This is a genomic window from Celeribacter sp. ULVN23_4 (genome assembly GCF_054788345.1).
In genome coordinates, this window is the sequence record NZ_JBTVYO010000010.1 from 101092 (window position 1) to 113973 (window position 12882).

At 58.2% G+C, this 12882-nt stretch carries 11 protein-coding genes and 1 pseudogene; 8 read left to right on the forward strand and 4 right to left on the reverse strand.

From position 1 onward, the window contains the following. Window positions 1–145: 145 nt before the first annotated feature. A complete protein-coding gene (locus tag ACYBHZ_RS17770; protein WP_460275641.1) occupies window positions 146–385 on the forward strand; it encodes a hypothetical protein in 240 nt (79 codons plus the stop codon). Between the two features lie 166 nt (window positions 386–551). On the opposite strand, the gene ACYBHZ_RS17775 is transcribed toward ACYBHZ_RS17770, so the two are convergent. The 3 genes from ACYBHZ_RS17775 to ACYBHZ_RS17785 form a co-directional block, all read right to left on the reverse strand. Then, complete coding sequence (locus ACYBHZ_RS17775; protein ID WP_460275642.1) at window positions 552–1919, reverse strand: hypothetical protein; 1368 nt, start codon at window positions 1917–1919, stop codon at window positions 552–554. Between the two features lie 108 nt (window positions 1920–2027). Next, a complete protein-coding gene (locus tag ACYBHZ_RS17780) occupies window positions 2028–3194 on the reverse strand; it encodes an iron-containing alcohol dehydrogenase (protein WP_460275643.1) in 1167 nt (388 codons plus the stop codon). Between the two features lie 69 nt (window positions 3195–3263). Next, window positions 3264–4709, reverse strand: coding sequence for an NAD-dependent succinate-semialdehyde dehydrogenase (locus ACYBHZ_RS17785; RefSeq protein WP_460275644.1), 1446 nt, complete (start codon window positions 4707–4709; stop codon window positions 3264–3266). A gap of 150 nt (window positions 4710–4859) precedes the next feature. Here ACYBHZ_RS17785 and ACYBHZ_RS17790 point away from each other — a divergent pair, with 150 nt between their 5' ends. The 4 genes from ACYBHZ_RS17790 to ACYBHZ_RS17805 all read left to right on the forward strand — a co-directional run bounded on the left by ACYBHZ_RS17790 (window position 4860) and on the right by ACYBHZ_RS17805 (window position 8876). Next, window positions 4860–5621, forward strand: a complete 762-nt coding sequence (locus ACYBHZ_RS17790) for an IclR family transcriptional regulator (protein ID WP_460275645.1) — start codon at window positions 4860–4862, stop codon at window positions 5619–5621. A gap of 164 nt (window positions 5622–5785) precedes the next feature. Beyond that, window positions 5786–6775 (forward strand): glycosyltransferase family 2 protein, encoded by a 990-nt coding sequence (locus tag ACYBHZ_RS17795; protein ID WP_460275646.1) that lies wholly within the window; start codon window positions 5786–5788, stop codon window positions 6773–6775. Window positions 6776–6820: 45 nt separating this feature from the next. After that, on the forward strand, window positions 6821–7954 hold the full coding sequence (locus ACYBHZ_RS17800) for a glycosyltransferase (protein WP_460275647.1): 1134 nt from the start codon (window positions 6821–6823) through the stop codon (window positions 7952–7954). Between the two features lie 7 nt (window positions 7955–7961). Next, a complete protein-coding gene (locus ACYBHZ_RS17805; RefSeq protein WP_460275648.1) occupies window positions 7962–8876 on the forward strand; it encodes a hypothetical protein in 915 nt (304 codons plus the stop codon). Window positions 8877–9075: 199 nt separating this feature from the next. Here ACYBHZ_RS17805 and ACYBHZ_RS17810 read toward each other — a convergent pair whose 3' ends face one another. After that, window positions 9076–9198 (reverse strand): hypothetical protein, encoded by a 123-nt coding sequence (locus tag ACYBHZ_RS17810; RefSeq protein ID WP_460275649.1) that lies wholly within the window; start codon window positions 9196–9198, stop codon window positions 9076–9078. Between the two features lie 131 nt (window positions 9199–9329). Between ACYBHZ_RS17810 and ACYBHZ_RS17815 the strand changes: the two are divergent. From ACYBHZ_RS17815 to ACYBHZ_RS17825, 3 genes and pseudogenes are all read left to right on the forward strand, one after another. Further along, window positions 9330–9646 (forward strand): annotated as a pseudogene (locus ACYBHZ_RS17815) (DDE-type integrase/transposase/recombinase); the annotation flags it as partial. 536 nt (window positions 9647–10182) lie between these two features. Continuing rightward, the gene (locus ACYBHZ_RS17820) at window positions 10183–12108 is read left to right on the forward strand and encodes a methyl-accepting chemotaxis protein (protein WP_460275650.1); all 1926 of its coding nucleotides are present in this window, start codon (window positions 10183–10185) and stop codon (window positions 12106–12108) included. Window positions 12109–12537: 429 nt separating this feature from the next. Further along, window positions 12538–12882: acetyl-coenzyme A synthetase N-terminal domain-containing protein (locus ACYBHZ_RS17825; RefSeq protein WP_460275651.1), on the forward strand; the 345-nt coding region annotated here is incomplete at its 3' end.

A 12882-nucleotide genomic window follows, 5' to 3' on the forward strand; every position in this document is an offset into this window, starting at 1 on the left:
AAGTGACCTGCCAAGGCGGTACCTGGGTCATTACGACACCGAACGGACTCTGCCGGCGAAGTGGCTATTTCCCGCAACCGACACCTATACACAAAACGTGTTTCCGTAGATCGCCCACGCGCAAGTCACCCTGCCCTATTTCAACATGGCGACCACGCCGCTTCCCGCCAGGATTCGCGAAACGATCCTGCCGAACGGCGAAGGCTGCTGGGACACCCGCGCAGTGCTGTCGTCCTATCGTATGGATAAGACCGGTCGCCTTGTGTTCGGCTCTGTGGGACGTCTTGGCACGATGGGCATCGGTGCGCATAAAGCCTGGGCGCTCCGCGCCAGACACCGCATCTTCCCGCAGATCAAAGGCATCGGTTTCGACCATGTCTGGTGAGGTCTCATCGGTGCCGCCGATGTGGGCGCGGAGTTCGCCGACAACCCGGACGTTGCGCTGATCGCCCCAACCAGTGCGCGGGGCAAAACAAGACTGACGAAACCAAAAGAAAACGGGGACCAAATGGCCCCCGTTCTTGGTCATTTCAAACTGTGTCGCGGTGCGATCAGTTGTTTTGGTCTTTCACGAAGGTCTTATCGACCTCACCGCGGAAGAAATCGCGGCCGTACACCAGAATGCAGAGCACCACGCCAACACCGAAGGCCCAAGCCGCGCCACGGGTTGCGAGCACAGCGGCCACAACACCGGCGATGCCGAGGTCACGCTGGGAGCGTGCTTCCATGACACCGATGCGCACGGACACATAGCCCTGGATCAGCAGGGTCAGAGCCAGAGCGATACCGAGGATCGGCTGAACCAGCGTCACGATCGGCATGAGCAGCAGACCGGTGTTCGTTCCCCAACGGAAGGAACCTGCCCCACCGAAGATCGAGTCCATGGCTTTTTTGCCCTGCGCGAAGCGCTCAACGATGACCACGTGCATAGCTGCCCAAAGCGGACCACACATTGCAACGTCCGGGCCAATGATGGACATGATCGAGTTACGGGCACCGAAGATCATGTGCGCACGGTCGGGGTTGTAATGCACAACCTCGTCGGGACGCTCTTGATCCGCTTCGTCAAGGATCGCTTTACTTTGCAGCACGTCACCGAAGAGCACGATGTAGGCGGCCAGAACCGTCGGGATCGCGGAGATGAACATATGCAGCGGCGGCAGGCCGAGACCGAACACGGTGTATTCTTTCCAGAGCGTCACGAAGTCCGGCTTGGAAATACCCCATTCGATGGTCGGCCACGGCGCTTCGCCAAAGATCGGAGCCACGATGATGGCCAGCGCGACGATCGGGAAGATGCCGAATTTGCCGATGGCCCCCCAGATCGCACTGGTGGCTTTCAGCTTTGCGAAATGCTGGGAGAAGATCACGTAGAACGCGATGCCCACGGCGATGGTGATGGTGAACGGATAGCTGTCGAAACGACCGCCGACCTTGAACACGGAGATCACAGCCGCGATGCCTGCACCGATGATGATGCCGGATTTGATCGCCTGCGGGATCAGCTGCACCACACGGTGCGCAAGGCCCGATGCCCCGATGAAGATCGAGAACAGCCCGAGCATGAGCTGGAAGGCAATCAGCGCATGAACGCGCTCAGGCCCCTCCGGGAAAGCGGCACAATAGGCCATCAGAAGCGGGATCGCAGGGGTGATCCAGCCCGGCACGACCGGGTCGCCCAGAAGGTGGTGGGTCAGGTACAGCACACCGTTCATCATGACGACGGCAAGGGCCACCTCAAAGGGCATCCCCAACAGTTCAACCATGAGCGGGATGGCGGCCAAATCCACGGCGCACATCAGAAGGCCTTGGAAATAGTCCGGCCATTCAAACCGATAATGAAGGAAAGGCAGGCGGATTTTGAATGGGCCCGCCGGCCAATAGGGCGTTTCCTGCCCGTCGATACGTTGTTGTCTCACTGGTGTCTCCTCGCAATTTTTTTGCGCAGTCTTTGCCCCCCCTCCGAGGGCTTTTTGTTTTGTGTCAGGCGCCCCACCTGCGGTGCGTCGGGGCGCCTGACATGAGGGTTAGAACGCTTCGCGGTACAGCGCGAGCGCGTCGTCTTCCGTCACTTCGACGGGGTTGTTGACCAAAAGCCGAGTTTGAAGCATGGCGTCTTTCGCCAGCATCGGGAGGTCGGCTTCCGGTACATTCACGTCACGCAGCTTCAGCGGCGCGCCGGAGCGATCCATCAGATCCTGCATGAAGTTCACAAAGTTCGCGGATTTGGCTTGGGTGCCTTCGTCGGACGGTCCGATCACAACATCGGCGAGTTCCGCATAAAGCGTCGCAGCGCCAGCCATGTTGTAACGAAGAACCGGGCCAAGCATCAGCGCGTTGGTCAGACCGTGCGGCAGGTGGTAGTGGCCGCCCAGCGGGTAAGCCAGAGCGTGCACAGCGCCAACCGGGCTGTTCGAGAACGCCTGACCGGCAAGGTTCGCACCCAAAAGCATGGCTTCGCGGGCCGCGCGGTTCGTGCCGTCCTGACAAGCGGTGATCAGGTTCGCAGCCATCAGGCGCAGAGCCTCTTTCGCGAACACGTCCGACATCAGGTTTTTCTTGTGCTGACCGGTGAAGGCCTCGATGGCGTGCACCATAGCGTCGATCCCGGTCGCAGCGGTCTGAACCGGCGGCAGGCCAACGGTCAGCTCGGCGTCGAGCAACACGCGGTCGGCGTAAAGCTGATGCGAGACGATACCCATCTTGGTGGTCTCGCCGGTGGTCAGGATGGTGATGTTCGTCACCTCGGAGCCAGTGCCTGCGGTGGTCGGAACCTGAACGAGCGGGGTGCGTTTGCCTTGCACCTTGCCGATCCCGTAAAGCTCGGAGAGCGGCTGCTCGGACACGAGCATCACGGCCACGAGTTTCGCGATGTCCATGGAGGAACCGCCACCGAGGCCCATGACGATATCGGCGCCAGCGGATTTGGCACTTTCAACGCAAGACATCAGAACGGCTTCGGGCGGATCGGCCACAACGTCGTCGAACACGGAAACCGTGAACCCATGCTCTTTCAGAGAGGCAATCGCAGGATCGAGCAAGCCGTTTTCATGCAGAAACTTGTCGGTCACGATCAACAGGTTACGCTCGGAGAACCAGTCTCCCAGAAGCTCACCCATCCGCTTCGCGCCACCCCATTCCACAAGCGTGGAGCCGGGCGTGTCGAAGGAGAACGGTTTGATACCATCAGTCATTGATCTTGTCCTTGAGGAAGTAAAAAGACGCGACCCGCAGGAAGTTCACGGGTCGCGCAAGGGGAAGGTTTAAATCGCGCTGCAGATGTATTTCAGCTCGAGATATTCTTCGATGCCGTATTTGGAGCCTTCACGGCCCAGACCGGACTGTTTCACACCGCCGAAGGGCGCGACCTCGTTGGAGATCAGGCCGGTGTTGTGCCCGACCATGCCGTATTCGAGGCCCTCGGAGACACGCACCATACGGCCGTGATCCTTGGTAAAGAAGTAAGCGGCCAGACCGAAGATCGTGTCATTGGCCATGGCAATCGCTTCTTCTTCGGTGTCGAAGGCGAAAAGCGGGGCCAGCGGACCAAAGGTCTCTTCGGTCGCAACTTTCATCTCCGGCGTCACGCCGGTGAGGATCGCGGGTTCAAAGAACAGACCGCCGAGGCGTTTGCCGCCCTGAAGGAGCGTTGCGCCTTTGGAGACCGCATCTTCGATATGGCTTTCGACTTTATCGAGCGCTTTCGGTTCGATCATCGGGCCGATATCGGTGCCATCTTCCGTGCCGTTCCCAACAGTCAGAGCCGAGACTTTCTCGGAGAGTTTCTTGGCGAAAGCATCATACACGCCGCGCTGCACGAGAATACGGTTGGCGCAGACACAGGTCTGACCTGCGTTGCGGTATTTGGAGGCCATCGCGCCTTCGACAGCGGCGTCGAGATCGGCATCGTCGAACACGATGAACGGCGCGTTGCCGCCAAGTTCGAGGGAGACCTTTTTGATCGTGTCCGCACATTGCGCCATGAGGAGACGGCCCACTTCGGTCGAACCGGTGAAGGAGAGCTTGCGCACCACGTCACTGTCAGTGATGATCTTGCCGATTTTCGAGGCCGGGCCGGTGACAATCTGGAAGACGCCTGCCGGAATGCCTGCGCGCTCCGCCAAGACGCCCAGTGCCAGAGCGGTAAGCGGGGTCAGATCCGCCGGGCGCACGATCATCGAGCAGCCCGCCGCCAGAGCCGGAGCGGCTTTGCGGGTGATCATCGCTGCCGGGAAGTTCCACGGCGTAATCGCTGCGGTCACGCCAATCGGCTGACGGAGAACGGTGAGACGCTGGTTGCGCGCCGGGGCCGGGATGGTGTCGCCGTAAACGCGTTTGGCTTCTTCCGCAAACCATTCAACGAAGGAGGCAGCATAGGCGATCTCGCCCTTGGCTTCCTTGAGCGGTTTACCTTGTTCGAGCGTCATGATCAGACCGAGATCTTCGGTGTTTTCCACCATAAGCTCGAACCATTTGCGCAGAACGGCAGCGCGTTCTTTGGCGGCCCAAGTCGCCCATTCGGCTTGAGCCACACGCGAGGCTTCGATCACTGCCGGGATTTCATCCGGGGACAGGAAGGGCACGGCGCCAACGACGGACCCATCTGCGGGGTTCGTGACGTCGATGGTTTCTCCGGAAGCGGCCTGAACCCACTTGCCATTTACCAGACAAGCGTTTTTCAACAGCGACGGGTCTTTAAGTTGGGGCAATTTGGGCCTCTTCTTCTGTCTTCAAATATTAATATTGCTTTGTCGTTCCATATTTGGAACAGTGTTTGCTATATGGAACGTATGCCGATGTATACACCTATGTCAATTGCCGAAAAAATCGCTTAGGACTGAAAATCAAAGGACACCCCCATGACAGAGCCAGCCAAAAGACGCGCCCCGGCGGCGGAACGGACCATTTTGATTTTGGACAGGCTGGCGGCCTGCGCTGGTCCAACTGGCGTGTCCGAGTTGGCCCGAGACATCGGAGCGCCCAAAAGTTCGGTTTACGGCATCTGTGAAACCTTGGTCGACGCGGGTGTTCTTCATTCCGAACCAACAGGTTACAGCTTGAGTGCGCATTGCCTGCGCTGGAGCGGCGCCTATCTGAACCGCTCGTCCCTTGTGTCAGAGTTCCAGCGCATTCTGTCCCGAGACGGACGCCTCGCGAATTACACCGTGACGCTATCGACCCTCGAAAAAGATGAGGTCGTCTATCTCGCCTGCCGCAACTCCGACAGGCCCTTGGGCTTCACCTTCCAGATCGGGATGCGTCTCCCCGCGATCTATTCCGCGACCGGCAAAGCCATGTTGTCCTACATCCCTGAAGAGGAGCGTCACGCGATTCTATCCAGCCAGTGGCACGCCCCCTTCACCGACAATAGCGTCCCCGATCTGGCAACCTTCGATGAAAAAGCCGAGACTTGGCGCAAACAGGGCTTTGCCGTGGACAATGGTGAGATTCGCGAAGGCATGGTCTGCCTCGGTGCCCCCATCCTCGGCCCGCAAGGCATACCGATTGCCGGGATCGCCATTTCCATGACCAGCGCGGAAGCGCGACCGGAAACTCAGGAAGAACTCGGGAAAATCACGCGCAACATCGCGAACACTTTGGCAAAGCACTATACTGGCTGAACGGGCGTTTCCCCCAAACGATCTTTAAGAAAAACGGTTTAACTGCTGACGAGCAGAAAAAACGGTGAAATAGTTTATACACAAATCGGAAACATTCCCTTCGATTGACAAATTTTTGCCTCGAACTCGGAACAAAACCTATGGTGAGGCAATCAAGGTTACGCATGAAACTCATTATTCAAATCCCCGCACTCAACGAAGAGGAAACGATTGCAGAAGCGATCGCCGCCATTCCGCGAGACATTCCCGGCGTTGATCGTGTGGAGATCTTGGTTATCGACGACGGATCGACGGATCGCACCGTGCAAGTCGCACGCGAGGCCGGGGCCGATCATATCCTGCACATGCCGTCGAACGTCGGGCTGGCCCGCGCCTTTTCTGCCGGGATCGAAAAATCCTTGGCGCTCGGCGCAGATATCATCGTGAACACCGATGCGGACAATCAATATTGCGCAGATGACATTCCGGCGCTGATCACTCCCATTCTCGAACGCGAAGCCCAAATTGTTGTGGGCGCGCGACCGATCACAGAGATCGAAAGCTTCTCCCCGCTCAAGAAAGTCCTTCAACGCCTCGGCAGTTGGGTCGTGCGACTGGCGAGCGAAACCGATATCCCCGACGCCCCGTCCGGATTTCGCGCCTATGCCAGAGATGCGGCGGCGCGCCTCTGCGTCATCAACACCTATACTTACACGTTGGAAACGATCATTCAGGCTGGCCACAAACGCATCCCGATGACCTCGGTCCCCGTGCGTGTGAACGAAGTGACCCGCCCGTCCCGCCTGTTCAAAGGCATCCGCGAATATGTCATGCGCTCCATAACGACAATTTTGCGGGTCTTCGTGATCTACGCTCCCATTAAGTTCTTCTTCTCCTTGGCCGCGCTCTTCGCACTCCCGGCCATGATCGCGATCCTCCGCTTTTTGGTCTATTACATGCTCGGAGACGGCAGCGGGCATGTGCAATCCTTGGTTCTGGCGGCGAGTTTGCTCGCGATGGCCACCGTGCTTTTCGCGGTTGGCGTGCTGGCGGATATGATCGCGGCGAACCGCAGCTTGCTTGAAGACATCCGCGCGCGCGATCTGCTCCGGACCCCGCCGCAAACGGCTGAGGTCGTGACGTTGAACGAGAGAAAGCTTTCAGATGCTTCATAAAACGCGGCCCGCTCACACTACAGCGGGCGCGAGGAGCCGAACGCGATGACACATCAATCAGACGCTTCACCGCGCAGTGTGCTTTTCTGGGGCACCTACGACCTCGGCAAACCGCGCACGCGCATTCTGCGCGACGGGCTGCGCGAGATCGGCATCGAGGTGATTGAGATACATGCGGACATTTGGTCAGGTCAGGAAGACAAGAGCCAAACCGGATGGGCGGCTCTCCTGCGCATCGCCTTGCGCGCGCTCATGGCCTACCCCGTTCTGATCTGGCGATATCTGCGCGCGCCGCACCATGACATCGTGATCGTTCCCTACCTCGGACAAATTGACGTTCTGATCCTTTGTCCTTTCGCACAGCTCAAAAGGCGTGCCGTCGTTTGGGACATGTTCATTTCGCTCTATGACACTGTCGTCCAAGACCGACAGATGACACGCCCGAAGAGCTTGATCGCACGGGCCCTCAAGGCTTTGGAATGGCTCGGATGCCGCGCGGCAGACCGTGTCCTGATGGATACGCCCGCGCACGCCCGCCGCATTGCCGGACTTTTCCATGTCGCATATGATCGAGTAGATGCCGTTCCAGTCGGGGCCGAACCGGAGGCTTTTGCCAATGTCCCTCCGCGACAGGCACATGGCGGCCCTGTGCGCATCCTGTTTTACGGTCAGCTCATTCCGCTTCACGGCGTGCAAACGATCCTTGAAGCAGCGCTTTCTGAGCGCGGTCGGGACTACGACTGGCATTTGATTGGGTCCGGCCAGCATAGCGACCTTGTCCGCACGACGCTTGCTCAGAGTGCAGCCACTCACATCACCTGGGAGGCTTGGCGTACCTATGAAGACCTGCGCACCGCGATTGCGGAAGCCGACATCTGCCTTGGCATTTTCGGCAATTCGGACAAAGCGGCCTCGGTTATCCCCAACAAGGTCTATCAAGCCCTGATCGCTGGCCGCCCCGTGGTCACGAGGCGCTCCCCCGCCATGGAAGAAGCATTCGCGCCCCACCCCGGCCTTGAACTCGTCGCCCCGTCTGATCCGGATGCACTGCTCGACGGGATCGAACGGATCATCGCGAACGGTTTCCAAACCGTCCCTGCTGAAAATCTGAACGCAGCCAGCCCAAGCGAGATTGCCCGTTCGCTGATGGCAGGTATTGCCCCCCTCGTTGAGGCCTAGAACCACGATGCCCCGCGCCCTACGCCTTCTTGGAACAGCCTTGGCCGTCCTCTTTCTCGGGATCGTTGTTTGGCGCGGGATCGGAGCAATGCCTCCGGTCGATTTCACATCCCCGCTGATGATCAGAGGATTGTTTGCCGCGCTCGCGCTTTACATCGCCTCCCAACTCATCGCCACTCTCGCATGGATCGCCACACTGCGGGCATGGGGCATCAAACTGCCGCCGGTCCGCACAGCATGCCAGCTGTTGCTGTCCCAGCTCGGCAAATACATCCCCGGCAATGTTGCGCAATTCGTCGGACGGTTTGCCCTCGCCAAAGCGGACGGCATCCCCGGCACAGTCGTCGGCGCGGCGCTTTTGGCTGAGACAGGGCTTCTCATCGCGTCCGGCATTCTGATTGTGAGTGGCATCTCTATCTTGAACCCGGACCTGTTCGCCGTACTTCTGGCCCCCGTTCGCTCGAACTCTGCCGGAGAAATGGCCTGGCTCGTGCCGGCCCTTGGCTTATTGGCCATCGGCGTTGCTGTCGCCCTCGTACAACGCGAGATTAAACGACGCGATGTCGCTCCGTTTAATCTGTCATGGCTCGGTCTGCCCGCGCTTGTACATATGGCGAACTTCGGCGTGCTTGGTGCATCTCTCTGGTTCGTCACACATGCCGTCGCCCCCGAAGCTCAGATTAACCTTACTTACGCGACCACGGTGTTTGTCGTTGCCTGGGTCGCGGGCTTTGTCGTCCCCGGCGCTCCCGGAGGCGCGGGCATACGCGAAGGCATTCTCTCCATCGGCCTCGGCCTCGTCATCGGTGACGGCGCAGGATTGACCGTGGCACTCATGCATCGCGGCATTTCGGTGCTGGGCGACGCCGCAACCTTCGGCATCGGCTGGTTGCTGAGGCGACAGGTCAGAGCATCACTCTAAACTGTGTCGATCGTCTACCCAGAGAAGATAGAGCGAATGCGTTCACTTGGCAGACTGACATACGCCTGCAAGCATAGCCTGCACCGCTCGTGACACCTGTGTCCGTTTTGAATTCACTTGCGAGTGCAGCGCTGCCTCCAGCCAAAAGCCCAACATCGTTACCAACGCCGACAAATGTCGCGCCCAGTTTGAGGTCACGTCATGCAAGGGTCTTGTCGCCAGTCAGAATCCCCGCCGCCTTGCCGTGGCCGATGATCCGAGTGATCGCCCCCTCCACCGCAGCCTGCACCTCCGGTGTGCCGGTTTTCCCGAGATGTCCCATATCGGCGACAAGATCGGCGAGGCCTGTTCAAACGGATTGCGCGGTACGCGCATGTGACCCCCTTATTCAAAACAGATGGGCACCGTGCCGAATGGCCCGTTAATCAGCGGTGATCGTCGTGCCAAACGGACATTCGACAGGCCGGATGGTCTGTCCGTGATGGTCGTATCGAGCGGCTGTGGCGATGGGAGGAGCCGAAGGTCCCGCCAAAACAAACAAAGGGCGGCTCTGGCGGAACAATGGGTCGTGCGCCCGCTTGCGATCTGAACATCGCAATCACGTTTGGAGCTATGACTTCGTGCATTGCCGAACCGATGACGGCAAGATCTTCCGAACGCTGAACGTCATCGATGAATTCAGCCGCAAATGTTTGGCGATCAGGGTGAAACGCAAGCTGAACTCGACAGACGTCGTCGATGCTCTGACGGATCTCTTCATCTTGCGGGGCGCGCAGGTCGTCAAGACTGGATCACAGCCCTCGGCTCACCAACAATCAACTTGGACCCGTCAAATGAGGCAGCCCAACAGCATTCCACGCAAAGCGCGCTTCTCGATGTTATTAATTTCGTTCATGTCAGACTCCCCTGTTGTATCTCAGAGCATGACACCAGCTGAGAGGTCAGACAAATAGGCGAGAGCCATTCCAGAAATTCGCTCAACCAATAAAGCCAAAAAACATGGGGAAATGCCCCAGAGAGCGCAAGTTCTTCAGCATCAGCGTCGAAACAAAACACGGAAACAGTGAAACCTTCCGCGAACACAGCGGACCATTCGTCTCATCATCGGCAAGCTTGAACAGCAATCGCATGCCGACAACACGAGCAAACCTCGGGTAGATCATAAACCTGACGCTCAGGTCATTTTGATGTGGCTTTCATCGCGCAAGACATCACCGCACGCTGAAAATTGTGCTTCGATCTACCGAAAATTAACATCTCGCCTTCAGACTGCCCGCCGATGTCAGTCTATTGAGAAAGCCGCCCGATGTTCAGAGCGCTCCTATCGAAACTCTCCGCACGCATTTATGTGATCGTCGTCGTTGCGGTGATTATGATTGCGGCCCTGACACAAATCATCCTGTCGATCGCCTATGAAGCGTCCTTCCACATGCGGGAGCAGCACCTGAGTGATGTCGTCGACACGGCCATCTCAAGCCTCGAAAGCCTTCAGAACGAAGTGGAAACCGGCGAACTGACACGGGAAGAGGCCCGGAACGCCGGGCAGAAAATTCTCATGGCCCTGCGCTACGACGAAACCGGCTATTTCTTTGCGTTCGATTTCGACAATCGCATGATTGCGCACCCGACAAAGCCCGAATGGATCGGGACGGATCAATCCGGCTACACCGACACGCGCGGGTCAAAAATCTTCATTGCGATGTCGGACATCGCAAAGGCACAGGGCGGCGGCACGCTGACCTATTTCTTCAACAAACCCGACGGGACGGGCGACGAAGAAAAGATCAGCTACATTCGCGCCTTTGAACCTTGGGGCTGGATCGTGGGCACAGGATCGTACCTTTCCGACATTCGCGATCAATTCGCCTGGATGACGAAAGTCGCGCATGGCATTCTCCTTACGACATTGCTGATCCTCGTTGTCATTTCGACCCTGCTCGTGCGCAGCATCACGCGCCCTCTGGACGCCCTCAAACAACACATGGCGCACATGGCCGAAGGCGACACGACATCCCCCGTTCCGATGACCGAAGCGCACAGCGAGATTGGTCAAATGGCCCGGGTGCTGGAACTTTTCCGCAAAGCACTGGCGGAACGCGCGGACATGGCAAAGGCGCAAGCCGCCAAAGACGCCGAACTGGCTCAGGAACGCGAGGCGAACGCCGAAAAAGACCGTCAGGCCCGACTCCGCGAAGAAGCCGCAGAGGCTGAACGCCGCGCGGAGCAAGAAGCCGCGCGTCTCGACAAGGAACAGGCCCGCGAAGAGGCCGAACGGGAACGCGAAAAGAACCTGCAAGACCAACAGCGCGTCGTATCTTCTCTGGCCGAGGGACTCGGAGCAATGTCGCGCGGCGATCTGACCGTGCGCATCTCCCAAAACTTTCCGCCTGCCTACGAGAAACTTCGCACCGATTTCAACGATGCTGTCGAAAAGATCGCCCGCCTGGCCAGCACCATCGTTGAAGGAACGGCGACCATCATCAATGAAACCGACAACCTGAACAGCGCCGCCATCGATCTGAGCCGCCGCACAGAAACGCAGGCCGCCTCGCTTGAGGAGACCGCCGCAGCCATCACAGAGCTTGCCGCTTCCGTCGATAGCTCCGCCAGCAGTGCCAAAGAGGCCGCCACAACCGTCGGCCAGACCAAGCAACGCTCCATCGCCGGGCGCGATGTTGTGCAACGCACCGTGACGGCGATGAATGACATTGCGGAAAGCTCAACACAAATCTCGAAAATCACCAGCGTGATTGACGACATCGCTTTCCAAACCAACCTGCTTGCCCTGAACGCCGGCGTCGAAGCCGCCCGCGCCGGAGAATCTGGGCGCGGCTTTGCCGTCGTCGCCTCCGAAGTTCGCGCCCTCGCGCAGCGCAGCTCGGAAGCCGCCAATGAAATTGCCAAGCTGATTGAAACATCAAGTCGACAGGTCGATGAAGGCGTTGAATTGGTCAATGCCTCCGGCACGGCACTTGGCGAGATCGAGACCCTTGTCTCCACACTCGACGCATTGGTGAGCACAATCGCCACATCCGCCTCGGAACAATCGGTCGGCCTGTCAGAAATCACCACCGCAGTCAGCCAGCTTGATCAAGTCACGCAGCACAACGCCGCGATGTTCGAAGAGACCACGGCCGCCCTGCAATCCCTGAAAACACAGGCGACAGCATTGGAACGGGACAGCGCGCAGCTTCAGACAACCCCGACAGAGGCCATGCAACTGGCCTCCTGAGGGCCCATATGGCCTGAGGAGGCCTTATGGGGGGCCTGAATTCTTAGCGCTCACATGTCACCAGACGCCTGAACCTCTTGCACAGTGATCGTGTCTTGAGTCGCGCATATCAGCCGTCTCACTCGATTCCACGCGACCAAGAGTTGTGAGACCAAACATCACTCCCCAATTGTAAAACGCGGGACGCGACACGTTAAAAAATTGAATTCCCGGCGAAACACTCGATTGTTAACCAATTGTAAAGCAATGAAATTCACACTCTGTTAATAATGTTAACAAATCGCCAAAAGTGTCGTGAATATTTTTACAAAAAAACTCATTCAATGCAGTTATTTACAGAAACCTTCACAGCAAAGCCTGTACACCAGAATGTGAGGAGGAGGCCCGCCGCAGCGCAGGCCCAAGTTAATATCTCTGGGAGGAGCCAATATGACCGAGACCAGCTACCCGCCAGCCGAGGAGTTTGCCTCGAATGCTCTCATTTCCGAAACGGATTACGAAGACCTCTACGCCCGCTCCGTTGAAGACCCTGTGTCTTTCTGGGCGGAGCAAGGCAAAATCCTCGACTGGATGGAGCCCTACACACAGGTAAAAAAGACCTGTTTCGATTTCGGCCGCGTCGATATCAAATGGTATGCCGACGGCGTCTTGAACGTCTCCGCCAACTGTATCGACCGTCATCTCGCCAAAAAATCTCTGCAGACCGCGATCATTTTCGAGCCGGACGATCCCAACGCGCCCGCCCAGCACATCACCTATAAGGAACTCTCGGAT